Source organism: Serratia sp. CY56464 (assembly GCF_052168435.1).
GTDB lineage: Bacteria > Pseudomonadota > Gammaproteobacteria > Enterobacterales > Enterobacteriaceae > Serratia > Serratia marcescens.
This window is the reverse complement of the sequence record NZ_JBJNMV010000001.1, coordinates 2552721-2578903: the sequence shown is the minus strand read 5'-3', so window position 1 is coordinate 2578903 and position 26183 is coordinate 2552721. Positions and strand designations below refer to the sequence as shown.

The 26183-nt window shown below is 62.4% G+C and carries 18 protein-coding genes; 2 read left to right on the top strand and 16 right to left on the bottom strand.

Annotated elements, in window-relative coordinates:
- Positions 1 to 3 precede the first annotated feature (3 nt).
- Positions 4 to 1695, bottom strand: coding sequence for a YbaL family putative K(+) efflux transporter (gene ybaL / locus ACJ8KE_RS12570; RefSeq protein WP_004940247.1), 1692 nt, complete (start codon positions 1693 to 1695; stop codon positions 4 to 6).
- 245 nt (positions 1696 to 1940) lie between these two features.
- On the bottom strand, positions 1941 to 3161 hold the full coding sequence (locus tag ACJ8KE_RS12565; RefSeq protein ID WP_048795904.1) for an MFS transporter: 1221 nt from the start codon (positions 3159 to 3161) through the stop codon (positions 1941 to 1943).
- Positions 3162 to 3339: 178 nt separating this feature from the next.
- Here ACJ8KE_RS12565 and ushA point away from each other — a divergent pair, with 178 nt between their 5' ends.
- Both ushA and dacB read left to right on the top strand, forming a co-directional pair.
- A complete protein-coding gene (ushA, locus tag ACJ8KE_RS12560; RefSeq protein WP_016928827.1) occupies positions 3340 to 4992 on the top strand; it encodes a bifunctional UDP-sugar hydrolase/5'-nucleotidase UshA in 1653 nt (550 codons plus the stop codon).
- 149 nt (positions 4993 to 5141) lie between these two features.
- Entirely contained in the window at positions 5142 to 6608 is a 1467-nt protein-coding gene (dacB, locus tag ACJ8KE_RS12555; protein WP_147827482.1) for a D-alanyl-D-alanine carboxypeptidase/D-alanyl-D-alanine endopeptidase, read from the top strand.
- A gap of 10 nt (positions 6609 to 6618) precedes the next feature.
- Here the strand turns inward: dacB and ybaK are convergent, their stop codons facing one another.
- The 14 genes from ybaK to ACJ8KE_RS12485 all read right to left on the bottom strand — a co-directional run bounded on the left by ybaK (position 6619) and on the right by ACJ8KE_RS12485 (position 26130).
- Positions 6619 to 7098, bottom strand: coding sequence for a Cys-tRNA(Pro)/Cys-tRNA(Cys) deacylase YbaK (gene ybaK, locus ACJ8KE_RS12550; protein ID WP_016928825.1), 480 nt, complete (start codon positions 7096 to 7098; stop codon positions 6619 to 6621).
- Between the two features lie 228 nt (positions 7099 to 7326).
- Positions 7327 to 8133, bottom strand: coding sequence for a TraB/GumN family protein (locus ACJ8KE_RS12545; protein ID WP_016928824.1), 807 nt, complete (start codon positions 8131 to 8133; stop codon positions 7327 to 7329).
- Between the two features lie 134 nt (positions 8134 to 8267).
- The gene (copA, locus tag ACJ8KE_RS12540; protein WP_234213859.1) at positions 8268 to 10979 is read right to left on the bottom strand and encodes a copper-exporting P-type ATPase CopA; all 2712 of its coding nucleotides are present in this window, start codon (positions 10977 to 10979) and stop codon (positions 8268 to 8270) included.
- 206 nt (positions 10980 to 11185) lie between these two features.
- Entirely contained in the window at positions 11186 to 11914 is a 729-nt protein-coding gene (locus tag ACJ8KE_RS12535) for a DUF1295 domain-containing protein (RefSeq protein WP_016928822.1), read from the bottom strand.
- An 18-nt stretch (positions 11915 to 11932) separates the two neighbouring features.
- A complete protein-coding gene (locus ACJ8KE_RS12530) occupies positions 11933 to 12991 on the bottom strand; it encodes a prodigiosin biosynthesis protein PigM (RefSeq protein ID WP_442517253.1) in 1059 nt (352 codons plus the stop codon).
- Complete coding sequence (locus tag ACJ8KE_RS12525; RefSeq protein ID WP_116403947.1) at positions 12988 to 13635, bottom strand: 4'-phosphopantetheinyl transferase family protein; 648 nt, start codon at positions 13633 to 13635, stop codon at positions 12988 to 12990. The genes ACJ8KE_RS12530 and ACJ8KE_RS12525 overlap by 4 nt, the downstream gene beginning before the upstream one ends.
- A complete protein-coding gene (locus ACJ8KE_RS12520; RefSeq protein WP_004940233.1) occupies positions 13619 to 13933 on the bottom strand; it encodes a RedY-like protein in 315 nt (104 codons plus the stop codon). The genes ACJ8KE_RS12525 and ACJ8KE_RS12520 overlap by 17 nt, the downstream gene beginning before the upstream one ends.
- Before the next feature lie 13 nt (positions 13934 to 13946).
- Entirely contained in the window at positions 13947 to 16235 is a 2289-nt protein-coding gene (locus ACJ8KE_RS12515) for a polyketide synthase (protein WP_016928819.1), read from the bottom strand.
- On the bottom strand, positions 16232 to 17707 hold the full coding sequence (gene pigI, locus ACJ8KE_RS12510) for an L-proline--[L-prolyl-carrier protein] ligase PigI (protein WP_442517252.1): 1476 nt from the start codon (positions 17705 to 17707) through the stop codon (positions 16232 to 16234). Before pigI ends, ACJ8KE_RS12515 begins: the two co-directional genes overlap by 4 nt.
- 4 nt (positions 17708 to 17711) lie before the next feature.
- Positions 17712 to 19658 carry an aminotransferase class I/II-fold pyridoxal phosphate-dependent enzyme gene (locus tag ACJ8KE_RS12505; RefSeq protein WP_143778562.1) on the bottom strand — a complete coding sequence of 649 codons (1947 nt, stop codon included), beginning with the start codon at positions 19656 to 19658 and terminating at the stop codon, positions 17712 to 17714.
- Positions 19655 to 19918, bottom strand: a complete 264-nt coding sequence (locus ACJ8KE_RS12500; RefSeq protein WP_004940224.1) for an acyl carrier protein — start codon at positions 19916 to 19918, stop codon at positions 19655 to 19657. Before ACJ8KE_RS12500 ends, ACJ8KE_RS12505 begins: the two co-directional genes overlap by 4 nt.
- A 23-nt stretch (positions 19919 to 19941) precedes the next feature.
- Positions 19942 to 20958, bottom strand: a complete 1017-nt coding sequence (locus ACJ8KE_RS12495) for a methyltransferase (RefSeq protein ID WP_004940222.1) — start codon at positions 20956 to 20958, stop codon at positions 19942 to 19944.
- Between the two features lie 10 nt (positions 20959 to 20968).
- Positions 20969 to 23530, bottom strand: coding sequence for an aminotransferase class III-fold pyridoxal phosphate-dependent enzyme (locus tag ACJ8KE_RS12490; protein ID WP_016928816.1), 2562 nt, complete (start codon positions 23528 to 23530; stop codon positions 20969 to 20971).
- On the bottom strand, positions 23527 to 26130 hold the full coding sequence (locus tag ACJ8KE_RS12485) for a hypothetical protein (RefSeq protein ID WP_028128230.1): 2604 nt from the start codon (positions 26128 to 26130) through the stop codon (positions 23527 to 23529). Before ACJ8KE_RS12485 ends, ACJ8KE_RS12490 begins: the two co-directional genes overlap by 4 nt.
- Positions 26131 to 26183: the final 53 nt, after the last annotated feature.

Below are 26183 nucleotides of genomic sequence, written 5' to 3'. Positions count from 1 at the left end.
GCCTCAGATCGGGCAGCCGCCCATTTTTTCTTCTTCGCTCAGGGTGTCCAACTGCAGGATGTTCAGCATGCTGTTGGCGATCTCCCGTTCGCCCATCACCACCTGATTGGCGCCGCGATCGGTGATGTAGGCCACTTCATCGTCGTAGTGGGCACGGGCGATGATCTCGATATTCGGCCGCTTGGCGCGCGCCGAGGCGACGATTTCGCCGGCCTCGTAGCCATTCGGGATGGTCAGCAGCAGCCAGCGCGCGCAGTCGAGCCGCGCCAGATCCATCACTTCCGGATTGGCGGCGTTGCCCAGCACCGTCTTGATACCCTGTTCGCGCAGCGCTTCCACCCGTGGGCGGGAATTCTCGATCACCACCAGCGGAATGCCCGCCTCGGCCAGTTTGCCGCCCAGCAGGCTGCCGACGCGGCCGTAGCCGACCACCAGCGCGTGATTGCACATATCCACCGGGATCTGTTTCTCTTCTTCCACCGCCTCTTCGAGGATTTGCTCTTCGATGGTTTCGGTTTTGGCCAGATAGCGTTCCAGCAGGGTGAACAACAGCGGGTTGAGCATGATGGACAGGATGGCGCCGGCCAGCACCAGATTGCGGCCGTGCTCCGACATCATGCCGAGCGCGATGCCGAGGCCCGCCAGAATAAAGGCGAACTCGCCGATCTGCGCCAGGCTGGCGGAAATGGTCAGCGCGGTGCGCTTGGAGTGACCGAACATTTTCACCAGCAGGAACGCGGCGGCGGATTTGCCGAACACGATGATCGCCAGCGTCGCCAGCACCGCCAGCGGTTCGTTAATCACGATCATCGGATCGAACAGCATGCCGACCGAGACGAAGAACAGCACCGCGAACGCATCGCGCAGCGGCAGGGTGTCGTGCGCCGCGCGATGGCTCAGTTCGGACTCGTTCAGCACCATGCCGGCAAAGAAGGCGCCCAGCGCGAAGGAGACGTCGAACAGCTTCACCGCGCCGTAGGCGATGCCGAGCGCCAGCGCCAATACCGCCAGGGTGAACAGTTCGCGCGAGCCGGTGCTGGCGGTTTTCGACAGGATCCATGGCACCAGGCGGCGGCCGACCACGATCATCAGCGCGATGAAGGCGATGACTTTACCGATGGTCAGCGCCAGCTCCATCAGCAGCTGGCTGCTGCTGGCGTTGTCGTTGCCCAGCATATTGCCGAAGGCCGGCAGCAATACCAGCGTCAGCACCATCGCCAAATCTTCGACGATCAGCCAGCCGATGGCGATTTGCCCGCGCTGGCTGTCGATCAGTTGCCGTTCCTCCAGGGCGCGCAGCAGCACCACGGTGCTGGCGGTGGAGAGGCAGAGGCCGAACACCAGACCGGAGATCAGATCCCAGCCGAGCAGCTTGGACAGCCCCATGCCGAGCAGGGTAGCGACGGCTATCTGCGCCACGGCGCCGGGAATGGCGATAGATTTTACTGCGAGGAGGTCTTTCAAAGAGAAGTGCAGGCCAACACCGAACATCAACAGGATAACGCCGATTTCCGCCAGTTCCGGCGCCAGTGAGGTGTCGGCGACGAAACCGGGGGTGAACGGGCCGGCGAGCACCCCTGCGGCCAGATACCCCACTAGAGGGGAAATGCGCAGGCGGTTCGCCAGCATGCCGAGGAGGAAGGCGAGTACTAACCCTCCGACGATGGTGGTGATGAGCGGTGTTGAATTATGCATCCATACTCCTTCTGGCTATGCATCGCGGCACGGGAGAATCGCAACAAAGTTACGAAAAGATACATTTAGTTTATTGCATTTGTTCGCGGCTTGCTTGGCTAATTTGGCCTTTTCTGTAAAAAAACAGAGGATCTCACTTAAGGCGCGGCAATGAGGGGGTTTTGGGCCAGATAAATCAAATAACATTGATTTATCCGTAGGATAACCCGGATGAATAAATAATTTCATCCGGGCGGTTCGCGGGGTTATTGCGGTTTATGCTCCATATTGGGCAGTAATGCGGTGATAATGCCGATCAGCGGCAGGAAAGCACAGATTTGGTAGACCAGTTCGATACTGGTCAAATCGGCGACATAACCAAGAACTGCCGCACCTAACCCGCCCATACCGAAAGCAAAACCGAAGAATAAGCCGGAAACCATGCCCACTTTACCGGGGATCAGCTCCTGAGCGTAGACCAGAATGGCGGAGAACGCCGAGGCGAGAATAACCCCGATGATCACCGTTAAAATGCCGGTCCAATAGAGGGATGCATAGGGTAAAACAAGGGTAAACGGCGCAGCACCGAGAATAGAGCCCCAAATCACGTATTTACGTCCTATCTTGTCGCCAAGAGGCCCGCCGATAATGGTGCCAGCCGCTACCGCGAACAGGAAAGCGAACAGATGAATTTGGGCATTCTGCACCGAAACGCCGAACTTATGTATCAGATAAAAGGTGTAATAGCTGCTGATGCTGGCCAGATAGAAGTATTTGGAGAAAATCAGCACCAGCAGGATGCCCAGCGAGTAGGCGACGGTACGTTTTGGCAGCGGTTTCAGCAGCGACGGGCTTTTCGGCTGCCCTTTAGTTGCCCGATGCTGATGTTGATACCACTTGCTGACCTGCAGCAACACCACGATCGCCAGCAGCGCCGCCAGCGAGAACCAGGCGACGTTGCCCTTGCCGTAAGGCGCGATGATCAGCGCCGCCAGCAGCGGGCCGAGCGAGCTGCCGAAGTTGCCGCCGACCTGGAACAGCGACTGCGCCAGGCCGTGCCGCCCGCCGGAGGCCATGCGCGCCACGCGCGAGGATTCCGGGTGGAAGACCGATGAGCCGGTGCCCACCAGCGCCGCCGCCAGCAGCACCAGCGGGAAGGTGCTCGCCACCGACAGCAGCAGCAGGCCGGACAGGGTAAAGCCCATGCCGATCGGCAGCGAGTAAGGCTGCGGGTGTTTATCGGTGTAATACCCGATCAATGGTTGCAGCAGCGAGGCCGTTAGCTGATAGGTCAGGGTAATCATGCCGATCTGCACGAAGCTGAGGTGGAAATCGGCTTGCAGGATCGGGTAAATCGCCAGGATCAGCGACTGGATCATATCGTTGAGCAGGTGAGACACGCTGATGGCGCCAAGGATGGAGAAGGCGGTTCCCTTCACCGCACTGCCCTTGGCGGGCGGCATCGCGCTTTGGCTACTGTCGGTCATATTATTATTAGCCTGATAAGTTGTTGAGCACAGAGATGACATCTTAGGCAGGACGTTCAATTTTTACCATATCTGAAATAATCAGACTCACATCGCAAAAATTTGAAATCAGCTGTCATTAATTCGCGCTACAATTTCGGCCTCATCATAAAAGCCATTTAATACACGGAGATCCGCCATGCGTTTTTCGCTGAAAACCACCGCATGCGCGTTGGCCGTTTCCCTGACGTTGCTGTCGGGGGCCGCCAGTGCCTGGGAAAAGGATAAGACCTACGCCATTACCATTCTGCACACCAACGATCATCACGGTCACTTCTGGCAGAACGATCACGGTGAATATGGCCTGGGCGCGCAGAAAACGCTGGTGGACGGCATTCGTCAGGAAGTGGCGGCGCAGGGCGGCAGCTTGCTGTTGTTGTCCGGCGGCGATATCAACACCGGCGTGCCGGAATCGGATCTGCAGGACGCCGAGCCGGACTTCCGCGGCATGAACCTGGTGGGTTACGACGCGATGGCGATCGGCAACCACGAATTCGACAACCCGCTGAGCGTGCTGCGCCAGCAGGAGAAGTGGGCGACCTTCCCGCTGCTGTCCGCCAATATCTATCAGAAAAGCACCGGCCAGCGCCTGTTCAAGCCTTACGCCTTGTTCGACAAGCAGGGCATCAAGATTGCCGTGATCGGCCTGACGACCGACGACACCGCCAAGATCGGCAACCCGGAGTACTTCACCGACATGGAATTCCGCGTGCCGGCGCAGGAAGCGAAGCAGGTGGTGGAGCAACTGCGTAAGGACGAGAAGCCGGACGTGATTATCGCCGCCACCCACATGGGGCACTATGACAACGGCGAACACGGCTCGAACGCGCCGGGCGACGTGGAGATGGCGCGCAGCCTGCCGGCCGGATATCTCGACATGATCGTCGGCGGCCACTCGCAGGATCCGGTGTGCATGGCCGGCGACAACCGCAAGCAGGCGGATTATGTGCCGGGCACGCCGTGCTCGCCGGATCGCCAGAACGGCACCTGGATCGTGCAGGCGCACGAGTGGGGCAAATACGTCGGGCGCGCCGATTTCGAATTCCGCAACGGCGAGCTGAAGCTGGTGCATTATCAGCTGATTCCGGTGAACCTGAAGAAGAAAGTGGAGAAAGCGGACGGCACCAGCGAGCGGGTGTACTACACCCAGCAGATTGCGGAAGATCCGACCATGATGAAGTTGCTGACGCCATTCCAGGATAAGGGCAAGGCGCAGTTGGAAGTGAAGATCGGCAGCGTCAACGGCAAGCTTGAAGGCGACCGCAGCAAGGTGCGCTTCGTGCAGACCAACCTGGCGCGGGTGATGCTGGCCGCGCAGAAGGAGCGCGCCGACGCCGACTTCGCCGTGATGAGCGGCGGCGGGGTGCGCGATTCAATTGAAAGCGGCGATATCACCTACAAGAATGTGCTCAAGGTGCAGCCGTTCGGCAACACCCTGGTGCATGTCGATATGAAAGGCCGCGAGGTTGAGCAGTACCTGGCGGTGGTGGCCAACATGAAGCCGGATTCCGGCGCCTACGCCCAGTTCGCCAACGTCAGCCTGGTGGCGGACGGCAAGGGCGTCAGCGAGGTGAAGATCAATGGCCAGCCGCTGCAGGCGGATAAAACTTACCGCATGGCGACGCTGAACTTCAACGCGCTGGGCGGCGACGGCTATCCGAAGCTGGACGGGCTGCCGAGCTATGTCAACACCGGCTTTATCGACGCCGAGGTGCTGAAGCAATACATCGAGAAACACTCGCCGCTGGATGCGGCGGCTTACGAACCGAAGGGCGAAATCGTTTATCGCTAATCGCCACCGCCGCGGCCTGCCCCCATGGGCGGGCCGCCTGTTTTCCCGCCGAAAACCCCGCCTCAAACGCACGCAAAAGTCGCCGCCGCCGCCTTCCAATGATAGCCTGAGCGACAATTTGGTTTTGATAACGCAAACAGGAAGATGACATGTTGAAAACCGCAGGCTGGCTGCTGCCCGCCATCGTGGCGCTGGCGGGGTGTTCGTCATCCGGCCCACGTCACGAACAAACCCTCAGCCAGGCGCTGGCGGCCATCGGCCAGGACAAGGCGTTGGCCGGGGCGTCGAGCGGCGTGATGGTGCGCGACGCCAACAGCGGCAAGGTGCTGTATCAGGCGCACGCGGATCAGCGTTTGGCACCGGCTTCCAACATGAAGATGTTCACCTCTCTGGCGGCGTTCGGCGTGCTGGGGGCCGATTACCGCTTTGAAACCCGGCTGCTGACCGCCGGTAAACAGCGCGGCGACACCTTGCAAGGGGATCTCTATCTGCAGGGCAGCGGCGATCCGACGCTGCATCCGGACGATCTCGACACCTTCGCCGCGGCGCTGGCGCAGCGCGGCGTCCGTCATATACAGGGGCGGTTGTTGCTGGATGCCGGCGCCTTCGATCAGACGCCATTCGGCGCCGGTTGGAGCTGGGACGATGAACCTTTCGCCTTCGCTGCGCCGATCTCGGCGCTGAACTACGCCTTTACTCCCGGCGGCGATATCAACGTGGTGCAGGTGGCGGTGCGGCCGGGCGCCCGCGCCGGCGCGCCGGGACGGGCGAGCTTCTATCCCGCCAATGACGCGGTGACGCTGGTCAACCGCACCACCACCGGCAGTGACACCGCGCTGACGTACGAGCGCCGGCCGGGCAGCAACCGGATCGTGGTCAGCGGCACCATCGCCGCGCAGGCGGAGGCCAGCTCGCGATTGATTACCGTCGATCAACCGTCCCTCGTCGTCGGCGCCTTATTGCAACATGCCCTGCGCGCGCACGGCATCACCCTGCGTGGCAAGGTTGACGAGGGCGTGACGCCGGCCGGCGCACAGCTGCTGGCGGAAAAAACCTCGCCGCCGCTCTCCCGCCTGGTCGTCACCTTCCTGAAAGTCTCCAATAACGGCTACGGCGAGATATTGACCAAGGCGATGGGCCGTAAGACGCAGGGTAAAGGGGATTGGGCCGCCGGCCTTCAGGCGATAAACGGATTTGTGCAAAGCCAGGGCATCGCGGCTGACTCCTATCGCCAGGTGGACGGTTCAGGGCTGTCGCGCATGAACCAGATCACGCCGCAACAGCTGACGACGCTGCTGCTGGCGGCCAGAAAACAGCCGTGGTTCGCCGACTGGTATCACGCCTTGCCCGTTGCAGGCGAGCCGGGATTGCTGGTGGGCGGCACGCTGCGTAACCGCATGGTGAACAGCGCGGCGGCAGGGCGCGCCCACGCCAAGAGCGGTTCCATGACCGGCGTATCGTCGCTCAGCGGCTATGTCGATTCGGCGACCGGTCGGCCGCTGGCATTCGCCATCATCAGCAATAACTATTTGGTGCCCGGCGCGAAGGTGAAGGCGCTGGAGGACCGCCTGGTGGAAACGCTGGCGGCCTGTGACGCCACGGTGGCGTGCCGCTGAGCGCGCGGCGTCAGTCGCGTTTGGCGATGTCGGCGAAGCTGCCGGCCAGCAGGCGGCACAGATCGGCGGCGGCCAACTCGATGTCCAGCCCGCGTTTGCCGCCGGAAACATAGATGGTGGTGAACGCTTGCGCCGGGCTGTCGATCACCGTCGGCAGCCGTTTTTTCTGCCCCAGCGGGCTGATGCCGCCCACCAGATACCCGGTCACGCGCTGCGCCAGCTGCGGATCGGCCATCTCGGCCTTTTTGGCGCCGAGGGCGCGGGCGACCTTTTTCAGATCCAACTGGGTTGCGACCGGCGTGACCGCCACCGCCAGGTGTTTGGCGTCGCCGTTCAGCGCCACCAGCAAGGTTTTGTAAACCCGATCGGCATCCAGCCCCAGCTTTTTCACCGCTTCGTCACCGAAGTTGGTTTCGTCACTGTCGTGGTGATAAGGATGAAGGGTGAAGGCGACCTTTTGTTTCTCAAGCAGAACGACTGCGGGCGTCATGATGTGTTGTCCAAAATGTCCCCAGCGGGGAAAGGGTGATAACCAGCCTTAAAAATACAAAAATCCAACCTGCCCGGCAACCTGAGCGGCTGTTACATAAAGCGGGTTGCCAAGATATTCACCGGGTTGCTACCCTGTTTACTGTAACCGTTAACACGGTTGCTATGCGTATAACTAGAATACAAGAAATTCCTCTTTGACTGGCCAATAGCGATATTGGCCACTTTTTTACCCCTGCGGCTGCAGCATCGCCGGCAGGTTATCCTCGCCGTACAGGTGCAATGCGCCAACCGCCACCACATAGTCACCGGCCGGCAGCGCCTCCAACTGACGCCGCCAGTCGCGATTGCGCTGATGCATCAGCACGTCGTACAGCCCGGCGCTGAAGGTGGCCGGCAGCGTGTCCAGCGTGCCGCGCGGTTTGGCGTCCAGCCACCAGCTCACCATGGTTTGCAGCAGCCGCGCGTTGGTATGCCAGTGTTCCAGCGTATCGCGCAGCAGCGCGATGCCGCCTTCCGGCAATTGTTCCAGCATCGCCAGCTGCTGCTGCGCGCCTTCCAGTTCGATTACCGGTTTGTCCTGCGCCCGGGCAGCCTGCAGCAGCTGATAGTCCACGCCATATTCCGCGCGCAGCCCCAGACGCTGAGCCTGGCGCGCCTGCATCATCAGCGCCACCTGCCAGCCGGGCAGGGTGGCGAAGGTGTGCGGGTCGGCGCCTAACTCATGGCACAGCGCCAACAACCGTTGATAATCTTCGGCGGACAGGCGCTGTTCCAGCGCCGGCTGCAGTTCGGCGTGGTCGAAAGGGGAGGCGGAGTCGGTGATATCGGCTTCGACGATCAGCGCGTCGGCCTGCTGCAGCCGGGCGGCCAGCCGGGGCGGCAACGGCGACATATCGACGGTGCCCATATGGATGCTGCCCACCAGATGCAGCCGACGATCGCCTGGCAGAGTGATGTCCAGCGCCGGATAAGCGTAACGTTTGGGGGAAATCAGGCCGAGAAAGGCGGCGAGGCGGCGTAACAGTTGACCCATACGGCGTGGCTCCTGAATAACGGGTGCGCGTTTCAGCATGAAAGGCGAGGGGAAAATCGTCATTCATGCTAAACGCTATCCGCCGCGCAGGAAAGCCCGGAAAACGGCGGGGCGCCTTGACGGCGCCCCGGAGCTTACTTCCTGGGTTTAAAACGCAGCAGCCGGTTGGCGTTGCTGACCACGGTAATGGACGACAGCGCCATCGCCGCGCCCGCCACCACCGGGCTGAGCAGCGTGCCGGTCAGCGGGTAGAGCACGCCGGCGGCGATCGGGATGCCCAGCGTATTGTAGATAAAGGCGCCGAACAGGTTCTGCTTCATGTTGCGCAGCGTGGCCTTCGACAGTTCCACCGCATCCGCCACGCCGTGCAGGCTGTGGCGCATCAGGGTGATGGCGGCGGTCTCGATGGCGATGTCGCTGCCGCCGCCCATCGCGATGCCCACGTCGGCCTGCGCCAGCGCCGGGGCGTCGTTGATGCCGTCGCCGACCATCGCCACGCGCTGGCCCTGCGCCTGCAGCTGCTTGATCGCCGCCGCTTTGCCGTCCGGCAGCACGCCGGCAATCACCCGATCGATACCGGCCTCTTTGGCGATGGCGTTGGCGGTTACCGGGTTGTCGCCGGTCAGCATCACCAACTGATATCCCTGTTGGTGCAGGCGCTGCAGCGCCGCGACGCTGTCCTCGCGCAGCGGATCGCGAATGGCGAACAGCGCGGCCGGTTTACCGTCCACGGCCAGCAGCACCGGCGTCACGCCGCGTTCGGCCTGTGCGCGCATCGGCGCTTCCAGTTCGGCGGTCGCGACCTGATGCTGCTCCAGCAGCGCGGCGTTGCCCAACAGCACCTGCACGCCGTCGATCTCCCCGCTGACGCCGGCGCCGCGCAGGGTGCGGAACTGCGCTACCTGCGGCAGCGTTTGCCCGGCGGCGCGTTCCATGATGGCGCGCGCCAGCGGGTGGTTGGAGCCTTGTTCCAGCGCGGCGGCCCAGCCGATCGCCTGCTGTTCGCTGACCTGATTGAAGGTGAGGATCTCCACCACCTGCGGTTTCCCTTCGGTCAGGGTGCCGGTTTTGTCGAACACCAGGGTGTCCAGCTGGCTGGCCTGCTGCAGGGCGTCGGCGTCGCGCACCAGCACGCCGAACTCTGCCGCGCGGCCGACGCCGGAGATGATCGACATCGGCGTTGCCAGGCCCAATGCGCACGGGCAGGCGATGATCAGCACCGTGGTGGCGATCACCAGCGTATAGACCAGCTGCGGCTGCGGGCCGAAGAAGTACCACATCGCCGCGCTGAACAGCGCGATCGCCACCACCGCCGGCACGAACACCGCCGAGACGCGGTCGGCCAGTTGGCCGATCGCCGGTTTACTGCTCTGCGCCTGACGCACCAGTTTGATGATGCGCGCCAGCGTGGTTTGGCTGCCGATGGCGGCGGCGCGGAACAGCACGCTGCCGTCGTCGACCACCGTCCCGGCATGCACCGTATCGCCGGGGCCTTTCTGCTGCGGCACCGCTTCGCCGGTCAGCATCGCTTCATCGAGCCAGACTTCGCCCTGCTCGATTTCACCGTCGACCGGCACGCGATCGCCGGTGGTCAGCCGCAGCGTCATGCCGAGCTGCACCTCCGCCAGCGGGATATCGCGCTCGCCGTCGTCGGTCACCAGGCGCGCGGTGGGCGGCGTCAGATCCAGCAGCCGCTCCAGCGCCTGTGAAGAACGCTGACGGGCGCGCTGCTCCAGCGCATGGCCGAGGTTGATCAAACCGATGATCATCGCGCTGGCCTCGTAATAGAGGTGGCGCGCCGCCATCGGGAAGAAATCGGGCCAAATGTTGACGGCGATCGAGTAAAGCCAGGCGGCGCCGGTGCCGAGTGCCACCAGGGTGTCCATGGTGGCGCTGCCGTTCATCAGCGCGCGCCAGGCGTTGCGGTAGAAGTGCCCGCCGGCGAACACCATCACCGCCAGGGTGATGACGCCGACCAGCAGCCAGGGGCGCTGGGTTTCCGGCGTCAGCGTCATGCTGCCGCCGAACAGCCCCCAGGCCATCAGCGGGATACCCAACGCCAGACCGAGCGCCGCCTGCCAGCTAAAGCGCTTCATGTTGGTGCGTGCGGTCTGCTGCTGGCGCTCGCGGCGTTCGGTCTCGTCCTGAATCATCTCGGCGCCGTAGCCGGCTTTTTCCACCGCCGCCACCAGCGCTTGCGCATCGGCGGCGCCGGTCACCAGCGCGCTGCGTTCCGCCAGGTTGACGCGCGCGTGTTCTACGCCGGGTACGCTTTGCAGCGCCTGCTGCACTTTATTGACGCAGCTGGCGCAGGTCATGCCGCTGAGCAGCAGCTGTACGCTGTCGTCCGCGCTGTCGGTTGCCGGAAGGGAAGGTTGCGCCGCTGGCTGAACGTCCGGCAACGAAGGTGTTGCGTCAGCCAACGGCTCAGTTTTTGGGGCGGCGGCGCCCGCTACGCTGGCGTGATAACCGGCATCTTCCACCGCGGCGATCAGCGCCTGCGAATCGGCATCGCCGTACACTTTCGCGCTGTCGATCTCGACCTCGGCGGCGAACACGCCCGGCACCGCTTCCAGAGCCTTGCGGGTGGTGCCGACGCAGTGCATGCAGCTCAGGCCGCTCAGCTGCAGTTCGGTATCGGCGTGCGGCGCGACTTCGGCCTGATAACCGGCGGCGATCACGCTGTCGATCAGCGCGCTGTCCGGTGCGTCGCCGGTCACTTTGGCGTAATGCACGTTAACGTCCGCCTGTTCGACATCGCTGCGGCTTTCCAGGGCTTTTTTCACCCGCTGCGCGCAGTTCATGCAGGACAGCCCCTGCAATGCCAGCATAGTGGTGTGTGACATGATTGGACTCCTTGCTTAGAAGGCGGTGTTTAAAGGTTGACCGCCTGACCTGTTTTCACTAAGAAGGGATCTTAAACCTTCCAGCAAGGGTAAGGTCAAGGCGGTTTTTACTTGCGCGGGCGTGACGGTCGTTTTGTGTTGTATGACAAGGCGTTTTATCGGCGGCAGCGCGGTCGGCTTACCCGAACCGCGCTGCCGCGTTGGGGTTACAGCACGAAAGGAATGAAACACTTAACCTGACGTTTATAGTTGCGCCAGACCTCGCCGTAGCGCTTCTCGGCCATTTTCTCGCTTTTGGGAATGGCGTCGGCGAAATACTGCACCAGGTTAGTCAGCGGTGCGATCAGGCCAAACAGGTTGCCGGCAAGCAGCCCGAAGCTGACGAAAATAAGAAAGTCGCCGAAATAATTCGGATGGCGCGCCAATCCCCAAAAGCCACTGTTCAGCAACCGGCCTTTATTGTTCGGATCCTGTTTGAAGCGCCGTTTTTGATAATCGCTGCCGAAGTGGAACAGCGTGCCTATCAGGTAGACCCCAATGGCCAGCCATTGCAGCGCGCCCCACGTCCCCTGCAGTTGGCTGGCCCAGTAAAAGGGCAGGCAGTACAGGCCGCCGAAGATCATGACCATCATCACCGCCAGCCAGGGCACCTGCTGCGTGGGCATCACGTCCTTGAGTTTGGCCGCGGCGGTGTTGCCGTACCAACGTGTCAGCACGATGTTCATGCGCAGCAGGTACAGGCCGACCATGAGAAGGATCAGGGCTTTGTGGCTCAGATCGCCCTCGCCGAAATAGCAATAGACCAGGGTAACCGGCCCCATGGCGTTGAACCCCCACAGGAACATCGGGCGAGTGTCCTGGGCGCCGCGGCTGGTAATAAACGCCAGCAGGGCAAGGATCAACAAAACAACGGCCAAAGCAATCCATACATTCATTGTGTTCTCCTCAGCGGATTAGGGGGAATCGTTCCCCGGGTGCGCGCATTCGCCGGATGGCGGCGCGGTCAAAATGCTTTGCCAACTGCGTCTGGGCGCTGCGCTGCCCCATTGTTGCAGGTGGCCGAAGCGGGCAAAAAACACCGGGGGAGCGCTGAGCGCCAGGGTTGCTGCGAGCTCGCGACGTGCCTCGGCGTGTTGCACCAGAACGCTGATCGGATGCAATCCCCAACCCCAGTGTTGCAGCGTGAGCCACAGACGCCCAAGCCGCATGCCGGTGGCGAACAGGTGCTCGGCACTTTCGTCGTTCAGACACAGCGCCAGGTATTGCGGGCCTTCCGCGACGCGTTGCGCCAGCCCTTGCGCCATATAAGCCGGCAGGCGCAGCCCGGTCGCCAGCCGGCTTAAGCGAGGATGAAACGCCACTTGAAAGAAGCGCTTGAATGCTGGGGATACCGGGCCAAACAGGTGGTACAGGTGAAAACCGTCGTCGGTAGGCTGCCGTTCGTTGAAGCGGATGTATTGATAGGTTTCCCGCCAGGCTTGGCGATCCGAGAAATCGAGCGCGGCGTGACGAGCGGTGAGCTGCGCGACCCGACGGCGAGCGCGTTCGTCACCTGCGATACTGAGTGAACTTGCCGTTCCGTCGAACAAGGTCTGCAGCTGCATCCGCTGCGCTTCATTGATTGGCGTAGGCTGATAGGCCGCCCGTGCGGTATGCCGCTCGCCGATCAGCTGCGCCAATTGGCGATGGGCGGCGCGATCGGGCGCGGCAGGCGCGGCGGGAGCAAAGCTCAGTAAATGCGTGGGGCCATTCTCCCAACGCCAGGCGAGAGGCGAGCCTGCACAGTTGAGCAGCGCGCTGAGGTACTCGAAGAAAATCCCGCAGCTCATCAGCATCTCGCGTTCCAGCGAAGGCAGGCTTTGCAAGGCGCGACGGCGGTCGATAGCCAACCGGCCACATCGGGCGTCGGCGTCATAGTGGAGAGACCAGGGTTGACAGTTGTGTGAAGAGGGCGCCTGCCGCGCGATGTCCACGGCCTGTTGCAGCGCCGCGGCGAAAAGGTCTTGGGTCATGATAAGGCTCCGAAAGCGGAAGGGGCGGGCAGGGAAAATACGGTAACGTTCGCTCTGAACAACATGCTCTCCTCCGCCGGAAAGCAGAGTGCGCATGCCCAGTCCAGGCTGCGCCACAGCCAGAAGCGTCTGCTCGCCAAACTGCCGTCGGCGCTTGAGACCAACCCGGTGCGCCAGTCGATGCCGATCGTCCGCAATTCGTAGGGCAGACCGCAGCCGTGGCTTTTTAAAAATGCTTCGCGAATGGCCCAGACGGCGCAGGCCTGTATGCGTCCCAATCGCTGCTCCGCCTCGCTAAAGGCCCAGCGCAGCGCCGCGCCGGAGAAGGGGCGATAATGCTGCAGATCGATGCCGAGCGGGATATCGCCGGTGGCGCTGGCGTACCAGGCATGCGAATGGCTGAGGGAAACGTGGCGGCGTCCCAGCAGGAGGTGTTCGCCGAACGGTTGTCCACTCGTCTCATGGCGCAGCGTAAAGCCGGTCGCGTGCCCCTGGCACCATGTCCGGTTCAGCAGCGCGACGGCCTGCGCCCGCGCGAGGTTTTTCACCGCCGACAGATGCCGCAATCCCCGAACGGCGGCGCAGCGGTGGGTGCCGCCCAGGGCGATGACGATACGCGGCGCCACGCTAAGCTCGATAACCATCGGCGATGCGTTCTCCGCTGATTTCGTCAACGACTTCCGCCAACTGATTAAAGCGTTCAACCAGGCTTTGAAACAGCGGGGTTTGCATCTCGCGCTCGAACATTTTCAGCGAGTTCAGCTGAATGATTTCGATAAAGTGAAACGGCGCCTCCGCCGAAGGGCTGACTTCGATGACATCGAAGGCGCGTACCGCATCGAGGTGGCGGCAAGCCTGGTAATCGGTCGTCTCCACCCAGTCGCGAAACGCGGCGCGGTGGGCGATGTCTTTTAGCCGAATCTTATGGACGATAATGTGCATCTGGGCGGCCTTTTTAAACGGGTTGATGGATAAGCAAATGGTAATTGATGCCACCGGTGCCAAAGCCGTTGATCGCCGCCCGACGTCCGCCTTCACCGTGTGGCCAGTCGAGCGCGACTTGCGGGATTTCGGCCGGGATCGCCGCCAGCGGCAGTTCGGCATTCAATGTCGCCACCGGCGTGGGCGGGATTTGACCGTGTTCGAAAGCGCTCAGCACTTTGCACAGGCTAAGCGCGCCGGCGCCGGCGAAACAGTGGCCGAAGTTGTACTTCACCGAACCGATGTACAAAGGGGCGTGCGCGGCGCGGCGATACCCCTGATGCAATGACGCGACTTCTGCCCGATCGCCCAGTTCGGTGCCGGTGCCGTGCGCTTCGAGATACTGTATCTGGCGCGCTTCGACGGCGCTCAGGCTCTGGGTTTTTTCGATTGCCAACGCCTGACCCTCGGGATCGGGCGCGGTCATGGAATAGCTGTCGCAAGATCCCGATATCGCTTCGATGGTGGCGATGGCCCGCGATGTCGCCTGGCCGGTCAGAATGAAGAAGCCGCCACCGTCGCCGGGAGTAAAACCGTCGGCTTGTCGGGCGAAAGGTCGCATACGCGAAGCGGAAAGCATCATCTGCGCGCTGCACAGCACCATATCGCGTTCGAGCGTCGCCGTTTCTATGCCGCCGACGAGCACCGCATCGTAGCGGCCGGCCTGTAACGCCCTGACCGCATTGTGCAAGGCGGCCAGCGAACTGGCGCAGGCCGCCTCGACCGCGTAGCAGTCCGCCTCGACGCCGAGCTGTTGCGCCAACAGCTGCGCGGTGCCGAGGCCGCAGGCGCCATGCCAGCTCCAGCGGTTGATCGCGGGTTGGGGCGGTGGCGAAAGGGCGACGCCGGCGGGAGGCAACGCCGGCCACAGGGCGCGCATGGCCTGTTGTCGATCGGCGCTCAAAGACAGGTTGCTGGCGACGATAATGGCGATGCGTTCAAAGCGTCGCAGGCTGTCGGGCCACGCCGCGCAGCCGTTGAGGGCGTGCAGTTGTGTGACGTCGAGGCGCTGTTTTTTGGCCGGCATCATAGGCCGCGTCAGCTCAAGCCGCACCGGATCGTGCGTTGGGAAGCACATGGCGTGAGCGGTGTAGGTGCTGAGCTTTTGCGGCGTGGGTCGCACGAAGGCGCCGGGGTGCAGCTGCTCGGGGCTGTGATCGCGCAGGGCGTCCTCCCCGTTGCGCAAGGCCTGCCAGAAACGCGCTTTATCCAGCCCCTGCGCGGTGATGGGCTGATAGTCGATGATGCTGATGCGTGGCGAAGCCGTCGGTTTTAATGAGGGGGGAGACGCCGCGTCGATCCGCCAGCGGTAGCCGGTGAACGAGTGGCCGGCGCACGCCTGTTGCCGTTGCAACAGCATGTCGAGGAGATGGCAGAAAACCTGATTGGCGCCGGCAAAATAGCCGGCGCTCGGCGCGGCATCCTGCCGTTCGGCGATCAGGGTCGACAAATGTGCGATCGCTGGCCATCCCTGTTCCTGAGCGACGTCCAGCGGGCAAACGACCAGGCTGATCGCGCCCTCCAGCCAACAGGCCGAAGAGGAAACGCCCTGCGCCAACAGCATGTCCGCCTGAGGTTGATGGTGGAAGCATTGTACGGCGGTCAGCACCGCCATGCGGCTGTCGGCATGGCGAAAACAGTCTTGCGCCAGCTGCAGCAAGCGCAGGCCGCCCAGATCGGCGCCGTCGAGGGTTTGGCATTTACCGCGCGTGCGGGCGAAATGGGCGATGCGCGCGGGAATGCTGGAGGCCATTTCCCCCACGCGATCGTGGGATGAACTGCCGAACGCCTGGGCCAGCGGCTGTTTGTAATCGTCAATCCGGCGCATGACCGCCGCCGGTGAGAGCCCCTGAACGTCAAGCCGTTCGGCCAGCCTGCGCAGCGCGCCGATTTTGGTGGCGTTGCGATAGGCCGCATCACTGCCCAAATGGGTGGCGCAAAATTGATCGCAGCGGTCGCGCAACGCGTCGGATAACGTCAGATGCTGCATGGCGGCGGAGGCGGCCTGCAGCGCCAGGCGGGTCTCGCGGCTGACCGCCAGTCGAAACAGCGGCGGGATGGCGAATTTTTTGAAATCAAACGCGGCGTCGTCGATCTGGCGGCCGCGGATCGGCGCGGCCGCATCGCTCCACGGCATCGGCGGCGGGGCGTCGAACAGCGCCGACCAGGCGGCGCCGTTGGACAGATCGATACGATCGATGCCGGGCAGTGCGCAGCCGATGCCGACCAGCGCCAGCGGCGCGGCATGAATTTCCTGGTTCATCGCGCATTCACCTCGGACAAACGTCCTCTGTCCACCTTGCCGTTCGCGTTGGTGGGCAGGCTGTCGGCGACCACCAGTTGGCTGGGGAGCATATAGGCGGGCAGCCTGGGCTGCAGGAACTGCTTGAGCTCCAGCAGGTTAGGGCGGAGCGCGCCGGGATGGAGGGTGATCACGGCGATCAGTTTTTGCTTCAGCTCGCCGAGCTCGACATACAGTGCGGCCTGGCAGACCGAGGGATGGTGATGAAGGATCGATTCTATCTCCCCCAATTCCACCCGGTAGCCGTTGATTTTCACCATGTCGTCCAGCCGGCCGCGGTAGACCAGCCCATCCGCCGTCGTCTCCACCCAGTCGCCGGTCGCGTGGCATTGGCGCGGATGCCATTGCGCTTGCCGCGATGAGGCGACGTTGCTGTAGCCGGGGGTAACGCACCGCCCGCCGATCAGCAATTCTCCGCGTCGGCCCGGCGTACCGTCAATCGGCTGCAGACGCCCCTGCTCATCGACCAACTGCGCCGTCAAGCCGGGCAGCGGATGGCCGATGGGGATCTGCTCCAGCGTCGCCAACTGCGTTCGATCCAGCGCGTAGGCGGTGCAGACATTGGTTTCCGTCGGGCCATACCAATTGCTGACGCGGCAGCGAGCCGGCAGATGCGCAACCAGGCGCCTCAGCGCGGCGGCCGGATAAGGTTCTCCGGCGAACGTGACCTGGCGCAGCGTTTTCACCGTCGACGGCGCCAGCAACGCGCTCTTTTCCAGCATGGCTAAAATCGAAGGCACGCTATACCACAGGGTGACGCCGTGCGTTTGCAATCCGCGAACGAGAGCCTGGCAATCTTTCTGTTCATCTTCGCGCACGATCCAGGTCGCGGCGCCGGCACAAACGCCGGCGAACAGATCGAAGGTGCTCAGATCAAAGGCGAAACTGGCATGGTTGGCCAGCACGTCGCGCGCCGTCAGTTGTGTATCGCTGACGGCCCAGCCGATGAAAAACGTCAGCATGTCATGGGTGATTTGCACCCCTTTCGGGGTGCCTGTGGAGCCTGAAGTATAGAGAATGGCGGCGAGGGGAGAGCCGAGCGCGGCGATCGCTTCCGGCCAGGCGCCATCGAGATCGGTGCGGTCATCGAGCGCGCTCAACCAGCCCTCATCGACGATCAGCGCGGGTGAGGCGGCGGCGATAATGCGTTCGATGCGCGCCGTCGGTTGGCTGAAATCGATAGGGACATAGTGGTTGTCGCTCAGCCAACACGCGTACATGGCGGCGACGGCGTCGGGCCCTTTCTGCAGGTTGAGCAGCACGGCCTGCTGCTTCAACCCGGTATGTCGCAGCGCCGCCGCCATCGTGCAGGCGCGATCGGCCAGGCGACGATAGCTCCAGCGCCGATCGTCGCACAGCAGAGCGGTGCTTTCCGGCGCTTGGCGGGCGTGCCGGAACAGGGCCTCCAGTATCGGTGAAATGAAGGTTGCCATGATGTCAGACCTCGGCGGCGCGTGCGCGCTCTTCCCGTCGGACATCGCCGTTGACCGGCACGCCGGTCTCCAGCGCCGCCGCCACCAAAATGGCGTAGGCTTCATCCAGATCTTCACGCGTGTGTTCACTGGTCACGCTGATGCGTAAGCGGGCGTCACCCACGCTGACGCCCGGGAAGACCACGGTCTGACAGAATAGCCCGCGCGCCCGGACGGCGCGGCCGAACAGCAGCGTTTTGGCGTCGTCGCCCACCACCACCGGAATGATGGCCGAGTCGGAATGCTCAAGGTCAAAACCGGCGTTAAGCAGCAGCGTGCGGAAGTAGTAGATGTTGTCCCACAGCTTGGTCAGCCGCTCGGGTTCACGCAGCATCACGTCGATGGAGGCGATCACGCCGGCGGCGACTGCGGCGGGGATGGTGGCGGCGAAAACATAGGAGTTGGAGTAGAAACGCAGGTATTCGACCACTTCGCCATCGGCGCAAACGAAGCCGCCTAACCCCGACAGCGCCTTGCTCATGGTGCCCAGTTCGAGATCCACCTGGCCTTTCATATTGAAGTGTTCCGCCGTGCCCGAGCCGGTTTTGCCCAAGACGCCGGTCGCGTGCGCGTCGTCGACCAATACGCGTGCGCCGTAGCGTTCGGCCAGCTTCATCAGGCGTGGCAGATCGACGATATCGCCGTGCATGCTGAAAACGCCATCGGTGACGATCAGCTTGCCGCCGGGGTGATCGGCGTATTTGGCCAGCGATTTCTCAAGGCTGGTCAAAGAGTGGTCATAAATTTTCCGCTGCGCGCCCGCCAACTTGCAGCCGTCCTGGATGCTCATGTGGTTGATGGCGTCGGTGAACACCAGGTCGTGTCGGCTGGTCAGAGCCGAGATGCATCCCAGGTTGGCCGAGTAGCCGGACGGATAGACGATGCAATCTTCGCGCCCTTTGAGCTTGGCCAGTTTGCGCTCCAATTCCAGATGCAGCACGTTGCTGCCGGCGATGATGCGGCACCCGGTGTTGGTGGCGCCGTACAGGCCAGCGGCGTCCTGGATGGCGTGGATCACTTCCGGATGGTTCGACAATCCCAGATAGCTGTTGGAGCCGAACATCAGAAATTCGCGGCTTTTGCCGGTGACCTCGTCGAACATGACCGCGCGGTTTTTGCACGGCGTTTCAAGCGGCATGCCGTACCAGTAAAGCTGACGCTGTTTTTTATCGCGATAAAAAGCGCCGAATTCACGCGTTTTATGGAACAAATCCGGGTGCTCGATGCCGACGAAGTCCCGCATGGTGCGCGGATCGCCGAGCTCATCGCGCGCGTCCGGCGATGCGGGCGCCTTGGTGGGCTGCGGCGCGGCGGACGCGGCGGTGTGCTGGCCAAAGCGGCTGAACCACGCTTCACCCTGTTCCTGAACCAGCCGCGCCGCCAGGTTGTGCTCCAGCTCAGCCAGCGTGCGGCACTCCGCCAGCGCTGCGTTATCGTCCAGGCCCAGCGTTTTGAGCAACTCGTTGCGCGCCATCACCACCGCTACGGAGTCGATGCCCAGGTCGCCTTCGATGGCGGCGTCGGGGGACAGATCACGCACTTCATATCCGCTGTGGGTGGCGAACACCTGGCGCACGAGAGCGCTCAACCAGGCCTGAGGCGTCTCGGGGGCAGGTTGCGCGGCGGCGTTCGGCGTCGGCAGCGTGAAACCGCGCTGCAAAATACCGTCGAGCGCATCCTGAATGGTTTTGATCTCCTGGATCGCCAGCGGCGTATTTAATTGGAACTGACGGTTCAGCACCATGGCAATTTCCGCCAGCGCGATGGAGTCGACGCCCAAATCGTTTTCCAGATGGCTGGTCAGGGCCAGTGCCGACGGTTCGTACTCGGTCAGCCGGGCGAAGGTGTGCAGCACCGACTGCCGGACGGCTTCATGCGCGTTTGCGGCGCTATCGACGGCGTGAACGCTCATGCGACACCCCCTGCGGCGACTTGCGCTTGCAACCGTTGCACCAGCGCGACCATCGCCTGCACCGAGGCGAAGTTCGCCGGATGGATCTCATGCATGCCGATGGCGACATGAGACTCCTGACGCAGAAAATCCACCAGATCGAAAATGGAGGCGGAATCGACGACGTTCAGTTCAAACAGCGGGGTTTGAGCATTCAGGCCGTCGTGATCGCCATCCAGATACTGGGTGGCGATATGCTGGATCAATTTGCTTTCTAACATTGCGAGCTCCCGTTGCTAACTGGTTATTTTTCGCCGACGATCAGGGTGCGTGGGCCGGCTATTTTCATGATGCGCGCGTTGCTGAATCCCGCCAGACGGAATCTGTCCAGGTATTCCTGCGCGCTGCTCTCTATGCCGCCGTCGGTGGAGACCAGCATGTTCAGCGACAGCAGGGCAGTAAATTCCGGCCCTGATTTGTCTTCGTTCAGCGGCGTTTCGGAAGCGATGAAGCGGCCGCCGGCCGGCATCGCCCGATAGATGTTGCGCAGGATGGTCAGTTGAGTTTCCGGGGCGTAGTCGTGCAGCATCCATCCCAGGTGGATCAGGTCATAGCCGCCGATCGGCAGATCGCCGCTGATGACATCGCCCTCCACGACGTCAATGCGTTCGCCATAGCCTTGCAGCGTCAGCTTGTCGCGCAAGAACGCCGAGGCCTGCGGCAGTTCGCAGATCGCGAGTGCGATCCCCGGATAAGCGTCGGCGATCGCCATCGGCAGGCTGCCGATCCCGCTGCCGATGTCCAAAAACGCACGGTGTTGCGAGAAGTCGTAATCGCGAACAAAGCCGGCGATAAAGGGCGCGGCGAATTTACCGAGAAATTCCTGGAAGTCCGCCACGTCGTCCGGATTTTGGTACAGGATGTCGAACCAACTGCGGTCATCGCCGAAGACCGTGCGGCGCTGGTGGGCATCGTTTCGCACCGCCGTTTTCAGCTCGCCCCACAGCGGATACAGGAAGGTATCGATGTGGCGGCCCAGCCATCCCAGCCACTGGGGTTCGTCGCTCAACAGAAAAGCCCGGTGGGCGGCGGGCAAATGATAAAGGCCGTCTCGTTGGTCGAGATACCCCATGGCCCGCAGCGCGATGAGCAACTGCTCGGTGGAACGCGCCGGGCAGTCAAGCCGCGCGGCGATGTGCGCCGCGTCGGCGTCCCGATCGCGCAGCTGATCGAACAGCTTCAGCGCCAGCGCGGCGGTCAGCGCCTTGGCCTGGAAAAAGCCCATCATCTGATTGACGGCATCTTGCTTGGTTAAAGGCATTGCTGGCTCCCTAGTCTAAAAAGGTGGAGAGTTCCTCGCACACCGTGGCAAAGGCGCCGACGAAACGGTCGATCTCGGCTTTGCTGATGATGAGCGGGGGTTGAATACGGATCACCGTCGAGCTGTTGGCGGTAATGAAGGTCAGGATCTTGTGGTCCTGGCACAGCTTGGTGACGAATTTCATGCAGAACATTTCGCCGAGCGCCTGTTCCATGCGATCCATCGCCGCCCGCAGATGGGCTTGCACCGGATCGGGCAAGAATTTCCAGGTGGTGTGCCAATCGCCCGGCAGCCGGGTGGCGAATTCGCGGGCGGAGGCGTTGACCGCGCCGGTGAACGCCTGATCGAACTGGATCCCCAGCATCAGGCCGCGGCCGCGCACTTCGCTGACGAACGGATAGCGGGCGGCGATCTCGCTCAGTGCCTGCTTAAAGTAGGCGCCCATCCGTTCGGCATGGCCGACCAAATCCTGCGCCAGGATCTCGCGCAGCGCGCTGAGGGCGACGACCGAGGCGAGGTTGCCGCCGCCGTAGGTGGAGCTGTGCACCAGGAAGCGGTCCGCCGTGCCATAGGCTTTTTGCCAAAGATCGGTTCGGCACAGCGTGGCGCCGATGGGGATCAGGCCGCCGGACAGGGATTTCGACAGCATCAGCACGTCCGGCTCGATACCGTCCCATTCGCAGGCGAAAAGTTTGCCGGTGCGCCCAAGCCCGGTTTGCACTTCGTCCACCATCAGCAGCACGCCGGTCTCGCGGCAGAGCTGCTGCACCGCCTGCAGGTAACCGGCGGGCGGGATATGTACGCCGCCTTCGCCCTGGATCGGTTCGATCATCAGCGCGCCGACGTCTTCACGGTTCAGCGCTTCCCGCAGCGCGGCGAGATCGCCGAACGGCACTTCCACCATCGCGTCCAGCAGCGGTGTGAAATAGCGGCGGTGTTTGTCTCGTCCGGTGATGGACAACGCGCCCAGCGTTTTACCGTGGTAACTGTTGCGCAGATAGGCGATGCCCGGCTTGCCCGTCGAGGCCTTGGCGATCTTCATCGCGGCCTCGACGGCTTCGGTGCCGGAGTTGCTGAAGAACACCCGGCCCATGTTGCCCGGCGCCAGACGACAGAGCACTTCGGCCAGCTTGGCGGTCTGTTCGGGAATGGAAATGTATTGAATGAAGTTGGGGCCTTGAGCGTCGAGGTAGTTTTTCAGCGCGTTGACCACTGGCTGCGGGTTGTGGCCCAGGTTTAGGCACCCGTAGCCCGCCACCATGTCCAGGAAAGCCTCGCCCGCATCGTCATACAACTGGGTGCCGGCGGCGCTGCGGAAAACGTTGTCGCAGCGCTGCAACTTGAGGAAGTCCACCATCATGGGGTTGATGTATTGATGATAGCGGTCGAGGGTGTCTTCCCTGGCCGGCGTTTGGGCGATGACCGCATCGATAAACGCCAGGCGCGATGCGGGTAGCGCCGCATCAGCCGGTTCCCCGGCATAGATGTCATGGTGGTAGTAGCGCTTGAGATTGGTCACGCTCTGCCGATCGATGCGCTCGCCGTACGAGGCCAGCGGATAGGCGAAGAACCCGTGGCGCTCGGCGATTTCACCGATCTCCAGCACTTTTTCCGGCGCCAGATAGCGGCCCAGCGAAAAGTTTTCCCGCCGGTTTTCCAGCGCCAGCACAATGGTTTCCGCCATGCAGCCGTTCAATTGTTGCTTGATGGTGACGTTGAGCGATTCTCCACCTAACTTGACCGCATCGGTGGCGGTGACGCAGCCGCCGTCGATGATCAGAATGTCATCCCGCGCCGGGCGCGTTTCCGAAGCGATATCGCGCGGCAGCGCCACGTCGATGAAGATCGAACCGGGTTGCAGTCTGGCGGGGTCGATCACGCCGCCGGCGGAGGTCGCGGCGGCAAACAGTTTGCAGCGCGGGTAGAGATCTTCGGGATCGCTGGTCAGGGTGACGCGCGAGTGATACTCCTCGGGCAAATGGCTGAGCAGTTCGCTGCGATCATGGTTGCCGGCGCGGTGCAGCAAATGGAGAGAGAAACCGTGCGCCAGCAGCAGACGGCTTAGCGCCAGGCAGATCGACCCCGGATAGCCGACGATGGCGACGGGTTCCTCCTCCGGGCGAATTTCCAGCCAGGACTGGATCTGCATCAAGGCCTTGTAGCCGGCGTAGGTGGTCAGCGAGTTGCCGGAGGTGACCGGCACCGGCGACTTTTCCGCGGTGGCTTCGCCGCGTCGCCCAACGATAGAGGTAAAACCGCCGAGACCGACCAGTTCGGCGCCATCGCCGGCCAGCTCTTCGATGCCTTGGACCACCCTGGCGGCGATACCGCGTGCGTCGGCCAGCATCTCATCCGCCACCAGCGGCATGTATTTGATCACCCCTTCGCAAGTGGCGCCGGTCGCCGAGGTGATCCTGGCGAAGTTCATAAAGGGAACCAGGTTTTGTCGTTCCCACAGTTCACGCGTATAGCCGCTGTGCTGCTCGGTCGAGTTGCGTTGCAGCAGATCGAGCATTTTGACGTAACGTTTCAACCCCAGCGAGGTGGGATGAGCGATGAATCCGAATTTCATGAGGTGGCTTCCTGTGTAGGATCTTGGTCGAAGGCGGTGCTGGTCGATTCGGGCTGTTGGGCTGCCCAGGCTTTGCGCTCCTGCAGGGCGTCGTGGTCGCTCGGATCGCGCTGCCAGCCTTTGGCGGTGGCCAGCGAGATACCGTCGCCTTCATTGTTGTGTCCCAGCACCACGGAGAACAGATTGAGTCGGTGCGGGGTGGTCAGCGCCTGGCGAATGACGTCTTCGTCGAAATGCGTAAGCGTTTTGCTCTGGATATGGAAGTTATTGACCGTTTGTTCGACGTCCGGCTGTTCGACGTTCACCAACCGCATTTGCCGCGAGGTGCGATTGAACAGAATGCGTTCCTGATAGGTATTGATGACGGACAGACCGCCGTTGCATAAATAGAAGACGGTGATGCTTTTATTCAGCAACTGCGGATGGGTGAGAATGTTGTCGATAAAAGCCGGCAGGATGTCCGGTACGATCCCTTTAGCGCCGTCGCCGATAAACGCCATCACGTGGCTTGGGCTGGTGTAAGCCAGGTAGCCGGTGGCCAGCAGAGCGTCGCCCATCAGGGCGCGACCATACCAGCCGGAAAAGCCGCGGCGCGTTTTGGCGACGTTGCGCGCGGCGGAGATGCCGCACCGGCCGACGTCATATACGCCGGTAAAATCGAAGCCCTCCGTTTCGATCAACTCTTCAATCACTCGGTTCAACTGGCAGAAGAAGTAGTTGGCCGACATGGGCAGACTGGGAAGCTGGCTGACCACGTCGGAAGGCGAATCGAGATAGGCGGCGATCAACGCGCGGCGTCTTTCCCGCAATGCCGGATCGACGTCGAGATGCGCTTTCACCGTGCGCAGGAACGCCAGACAGTTCATGTGCAGGTGCAGATCGGCATAGGGCGACAGATGGCGATCATCGTGCGTGAGCTGCACCAGATGAACCTTGCGCTCCAGCCTGCCGTCGGAGAAGGGGGTGGTGATCTGAGCGACGCGGCTTTTGATCATAAACAGGCTCTGCTCGCTCATGGCGTTGAGCTTGTCATTGGTGTGCAGGAAGTTGTAGACGCGCGGGCTATAGCCGTAAATCGCCAGGGTGCCCAGGTAGTGGGGATTGCGCCGGCCCTGATAATATTTCGGCGCCGAGCCGGGATGGGCCAACGAGTCCACCAGGGCGATGCCGGCGGCGTCGGCGATGTCATGGATCAGGGCGTATTCGTCGTCGCTGACCGGGCCCAACTGCCACACCAGCCGTTCCGGCCCGCGGTTGATCAGCGCTATCGCCTGTGCCAGGCTTTCGCTCATCGGCAGCGGATCGTCCGCCGACAGAACCGGGATCGGCGAGGGATCGCAGACGGCGCCCTCCAGCGACAGGGTCGACTCCAGCACGTTTTGCGTCGCCAGAATCACCACCGGCCCCTGGCCTTGATGATAAAGGCGGAAGGCTTCCGTCAAGCCGGCGCCGATCATTTCGACGTCATCGATATAAACGAACGGGATGCGGCGGGCGATAAGCACTTCGCGCATGTCCTCCGTCGGCGTCAGCGTTCCCTGGAAGCTGTACCACTGATTGCCACGGTTTTCCGCCGCGACGATGATGCCCTGGGCGGCGGTTTCCTTGAGGTTGGCCAGCGTACCCTTGAATTCATCCATCATCCCGGAGGTCACTACGCCGAGGAACGGCATGCGATACAGCTGCCAGTTGGCCATGGCGCCGCAGGCGATGGCGTGTTCGTTAGGGCCGCGCAGGATCAGCGCGCCGCGCGCCTCCGCATGCCGATCCAGATAGCCGATCAGATTGGAGATGATCGACCCGGTGTAATAGGACACCAGCCAGCGTTCGGCGGCGGTACGCTCGAAAAATTGAATCAGCTGCTCACCCAGCGTGTTGTGCAGCGCCAGCGCGCCGATCGGCTTGACCCGGCGGTTGGTGTAGTTCATCTCGAAGAAGTCCATCCACAGGCACAACAGCTCGGTTTGGAAGATCGCCGGATCTTCGCTGCGCACGATTTCGCGGTATTGCTGCGGCAGGTAGCGGAAGGGCGATCGCAGCTGGCGAATGAACGCAACGGTGGAGAAGGTGGTGTAAAACGCGGGAATGCCGCTGCGCTGCAAGGCGCTATAAAAGGCGTCCAGATCGCGATCGATCTGTTCGATGCTGTCATCGACGCCGGCCGGCGTGGTCTGATCGTAGAACAGCATGCCCAAATGAAATTCGGGACGCTGTTCCAGCGCATGCGTATAGATGATCTTGCCGGTGGCCTCGGCCAGGCTGGCGCATTGGATGATGCGAACGTTGATAGCCTTGTTTTGGCCTTTGAGAAAGTGCAGCGCCTTTTCGCGCGCGGCCAGATAAAGCGAGTCCGCCGCCAGATCCAACAGTTTCAGCGGCATCTCGGACTGGATATGCACGCGGTTGAAAACATAATCGCGGATATCGTTCAGTACGCTAAGCCCGGTTTGGAAAAACGCCGGGTTGCGCGTCACCACCACCACGCCGACCGTCAGGGTGTCGGGATCCGCGTCGGTGCGGCAGGCCTGGCGCTCCGCTTGCCACACTTGCTCGTAGGCGGCGGAGTTGGTGAGTCTTGCTTGTCCTGTCAGGGTCGTCATGATGAGTTCCTTGTGCAGCCAAAATGGAGTGACGGCTTCAGCCAGGCGGGCAA

Coding starts and splice junctions, on each gene's coding strand:
- ACJ8KE_RS12485 (WP_028128230.1), bottom strand. CDS start 26,130: ATGACGACCCTGACAGGACAAGCAAGACTCACCAACTCCGCCGCCTAC.
- ACJ8KE_RS12530 (WP_442517253.1), bottom strand. CDS start 12,991: ATGACCCAAGACCTTTTCGCCGCGGCGCTGCAACAGGCCGTGGACATC.
- ACJ8KE_RS12490 (WP_016928816.1), bottom strand. CDS start 23,530: ATGAAATTCGGATTCATCGCTCATCCCACCTCGCTGGGGTTGAAACGT.
- ushA (WP_016928827.1), top strand. CDS start 3,340: ATGCGTTTTTCGCTGAAAACCACCGCATGCGCGTTGGCCGTTTCCCTG.
- ACJ8KE_RS12495 (WP_004940222.1), bottom strand. CDS start 20,958: ATGCCTTTAACCAAGCAAGATGCCGTCAATCAGATGATGGGCTTTTTC.
- ACJ8KE_RS12525 (WP_116403947.1), bottom strand. CDS start 13,635: ATGGTTATCGAGCTTAGCGTGGCGCCGCGTATCGTCATCGCCCTGGGC.
- ACJ8KE_RS12500 (WP_004940224.1), bottom strand. CDS start 19,918: ATGTTAGAAAGCAAATTGATCCAGCATATCGCCACCCAGTATCTGGAT.
- ybaK (WP_016928825.1), bottom strand. CDS start 7,098: ATGACGCCCGCAGTCGTTCTGCTTGAGAAACAAAAGGTCGCCTTCACC.
- ACJ8KE_RS12545 (WP_016928824.1), bottom strand. CDS start 8,133: ATGGGTCAACTGTTACGCCGCCTCGCCGCCTTTCTCGGCCTGATTTCC.
- ACJ8KE_RS12505 (WP_143778562.1), bottom strand. CDS start 19,658: ATGAGCGTTCACGCCGTCGATAGCGCCGCAAACGCGCATGAAGCCGTC.
- ACJ8KE_RS12565 (WP_048795904.1), bottom strand. CDS start 3,161: ATGACCGACAGTAGCCAAAGCGCGATGCCGCCCGCCAAGGGCAGTGCG.
- ybaL (WP_004940247.1), bottom strand. CDS start 1,695: ATGCATAATTCAACACCGCTCATCACCACCATCGTCGGAGGGTTAGTA.
- dacB (WP_147827482.1), top strand. CDS start 5,142: ATGTTGAAAACCGCAGGCTGGCTGCTGCCCGCCATCGTGGCGCTGGCG.
- pigI (WP_442517252.1), bottom strand. CDS start 17,707: ATGGCAACCTTCATTTCACCGATACTGGAGGCCCTGTTCCGGCACGCC.
- ACJ8KE_RS12515 (WP_016928819.1), bottom strand. CDS start 16,235: ATGAACCAGGAAATTCATGCCGCGCCGCTGGCGCTGGTCGGCATCGGC.
- ACJ8KE_RS12535 (WP_016928822.1), bottom strand. CDS start 11,914: ATGAATGTATGGATTGCTTTGGCCGTTGTTTTGTTGATCCTTGCCCTG.
- ACJ8KE_RS12520 (WP_004940233.1), bottom strand. CDS start 13,933: ATGCACATTATCGTCCATAAGATTCGGCTAAAAGACATCGCCCACCGC.
- copA (WP_234213859.1), bottom strand. CDS start 10,979: ATGTCACACACCACTATGCTGGCATTGCAGGGGCTGTCCTGCATGAAC.